The following is a 2,750-nucleotide window of genomic DNA, read 5'->3' as shown; positions in this document are numbered from 1 at the left end:
CCGCGCCTGGGCGAGCCGCCGCCGGCCGCGAGGCGGCACCGGAGCGAGCCCGCGCCTGGGCGAGCCGCCGCCGGGCCGAGGCGCCGCGCGGGCCGGGCGTCGGCGAGGGGTGACGGCTCGCTCGCAAGCCGGACACCGCCCGGCTGCGCCCAGGGACCGGCGCATAGTCTGGCCGGGTGAGCCCCGCATCCGATACCGCGCGCGCCGATGGCGGCCGCCCCGACCCCTCCCGGTCCGATCCCTCGCGACCGGACCCCCTGCGCGGCCGCCGCATCCTCGTCGTCGAGGACGACCCCACCGTCAACGAGGTCGTGTGCCGCTACCTCAAGGCCTCCGGCTTCCACGTGGAGACGGTCGCCGACGGCCTCGAGGCCGTGCGCGTCGCCACCGAGCGGATGCCCGACCTCGTCGTGCTCGACCGCATGCTGCCGGGCCTCGACGGGCTCGAGGTGTGCCGTCGGATCCGCGCGGAGCACCCCGAGTCGCCCGTCCCCGTCGTGATGCTCACCGCGCTCGGCCAGGGCGAGGACCGCGTCAACGGCCTCGACGCCGGCGCCGACGACTACCTCGCGAAGCCCTTCTCCCCGCGCGAGCTGGTGCTCCGCGTGCGCGCCGTGCTCCGCCGCACCGTCCTCGAGGACGTCCCGGAGCCCGCGTTCGTCGCCGGCCCGTTCGTGCTCGACCTCGGTGCGCGCGAGATCCACCAGGCCGGCTCCATGCTGTCGCTCACGTCGCGCGAGTTCGACCTGCTGGCCTTCCTCCTGCGGAACCCGCGCCGCGTGTTCGGCCGCGACGACCTGCTCCGCCAGGTGTGGGGCTGGGAGATCGGCGACCTCAGCACCGTCACCGTGCACGTGCGGCGGCTGCGGGAGAAGATCGAGGCGGATCCCGCGCACCCCGTGCTCCTCGGCACCGTGTGGGGCGTGGGCTACCGCTTCGACCCGGACGCCGCGACGCCCGCCGCGCCCGCCGCCCCCGCCGGGGGCGACGCGTGAACGCGGACTCCTTCCTCATCGTCGTGCTCACGGCGCTCGTCTGCGCCGCCGTCGTGGGCCTCGGCGCCAGCGTCCTGCTCCGGCTCCTCCGCCGCCGGTCGCTCGTGCTGCAGATCTGCGTCGTCGCGCTCGCCGCGGTGCTCTCGGTCGTCGGCGGCATGGTCGCGGTCACCGCGGGCATGCTCGTGGACGACGCCGGCCTCGCCGCGTTCCTCTCCGTCGCCGCCGTCTCCGCGCTCGTCTCGCTCGTCATGGCCGCGATGCTCGGCATGACCCTCGTGCGCGGCAGCCGGGAGCTCGGCCGCTACGCCGCGTCCATGGGCGAGGAGGCCGCCGTCGAGCCGAACCGCCCCACCAGCACGGAGTTCGCGCAGCTCGCCCGCGAGCTCAGCGCCGCGAACCGCCGCCTCGCGGACGCGCGCGACCGGATGGAGGCGCAGGAGCGCAGCCGCCGCGAGCTCATCGCCTGGATGTCGCACGACCTCCGCACGCCGCTGGCCGGCATCCGCGCCATGGCCGAGTCCCTCGAAGACGGCATGGTCGACGACGAGCACCGCTACTTCCGGCAGATCCGCGTGCAGGCGAACCGCCTCAACGGCATGGTCGACGACCTCTTCGAGCTGTCCCGCATCAACTCGGGCAGCCTCGAGCTCGCCGTCGAGCGCGTCTCCCTCTACGACGTCGTGAGCGACACGGTCGCCGAGCTCGGACCGGTCGCGCAGGCGCGCCAGGTCGACCTCCGCGGCGTCACCGCGCACGACGACCTCGTGGTGCAGGGCGACCCGCGGGAGCTCTCGCGCGTCGTCGGCAACCTCGTGATGAACGCCATCCAGCAGTCGCTCCCGGGCGGCCGCATCGTCATCTCGGCGCACCGCGACTCCGGCAACCTCGCGGTCCTGTCGGTCGAGGACACCGCGGGCGGCATCCCCGAGGTCGACCTCCCACGCGTGTTCGACGCCGGCTGGCGCTCGACCGGATCCCGCACGCCGCGCGCGTACGCGGGCAGCGCCGCGCAGAGGGCGGCCCTCGGGCCCGACTTCCCGGCGCCCGCGGCCGAGACCGCGGAACCGGACCCCGCGGCGCAGGCCGAGTCCACCCACGACGGCGGCTACGCGTCCGGCGGCGGCGGCGCCGGCCTCGGCCTCGCGATCGTCCGCGGCATCGTGCGCGCGCACGACGGCGACGTGACCGTCCAGAACGTCGACGGCGGCTGCCGCTTCGACGTGATCCTCCCGTACAGCAAGCCGGTCCCGGCGTGACCCGTGCGGCCGTCGCCGCCTGGTCCGCGTTCCTGGGGGTCGTCGCGGCGCTGTGCGTGCTCGCCGTCGCGGAGATCGCGGCCGCGTTCGTCGCGCCCGCGGCGAGCCCGGTGCTCGCGGTCGGCGCGCTCGTCATCGACCTGGTGCCCGCGGGCGTAAAGGACGCCGTCATCGCGCTGTTCGGCACGGGCGACAAGGTCGCGCTCCTCGTCGTGCTCGGCGTCGTGGTGCTCGCCGCGGCCGCGCTCGCCGGCATCCTGCAGGTGCGCCGCCCGCCCCTCGGCATCGTCGTGCTGGCGCTCTTCGCCGGCATCGCGGTGCTGGCCGCCACCACGCGGGCCGGTGCCACGGGCGCCCCGGCGATCCCCACCGTCCTCGGCATGCTCGCGGGCGTCTTCATCCTGCATCGCGGCGCGGACCGGCTGCGCGACTGGCGCGACGCCGCCGACCGCTCCGCGTCCGTCGCCGCGCAGGCCGCGGAGCCCGTGCGCGCGAT

2 protein-coding genes and 1 pseudogene are annotated in these 2,750 nt (G+C 76.0%); all 3 read left to right on the top strand.

Annotation, left to right across the window (positions count from 1 at the left end; genetic code table 11):
• The first annotated feature begins 176 nt into the window (after positions 1-176).
• A complete protein-coding gene (locus Q6969_RS14755; RefSeq protein ID WP_317231119.1) occupies positions 177-995 on the top strand; it encodes a response regulator transcription factor in 819 nt (272 codons plus the stop codon).
• The gene (locus Q6969_RS14750) at positions 992-2,254 is read left to right on the top strand and encodes a HAMP domain-containing sensor histidine kinase (protein ID WP_317231118.1); all 1,263 of its coding nucleotides are present in this window, start codon (positions 992-994) and stop codon (positions 2,252-2,254) included. The genes Q6969_RS14755 and Q6969_RS14750 overlap by 4 nt, the downstream gene beginning before the upstream one ends.
• Positions 2,251-2,750: pseudogene (locus Q6969_RS14745) on the top strand (oxidoreductase); the annotation flags it as partial. The gene Q6969_RS14750 and the pseudogene Q6969_RS14745, both read left to right, overlap by 4 nt.

The sequence above is a fragment of the Clavibacter sp. MX14-G9D genome (genome assembly GCF_032917815.1).
Lineage (GTDB): Bacteria > Actinomycetota > Actinomycetes > Actinomycetales > Microbacteriaceae > Clavibacter > Clavibacter michiganensis_K.
Note: the sequence above shows the minus strand (reverse complement) of the source record. Positions and strands in the feature narration are given on the sequence as shown.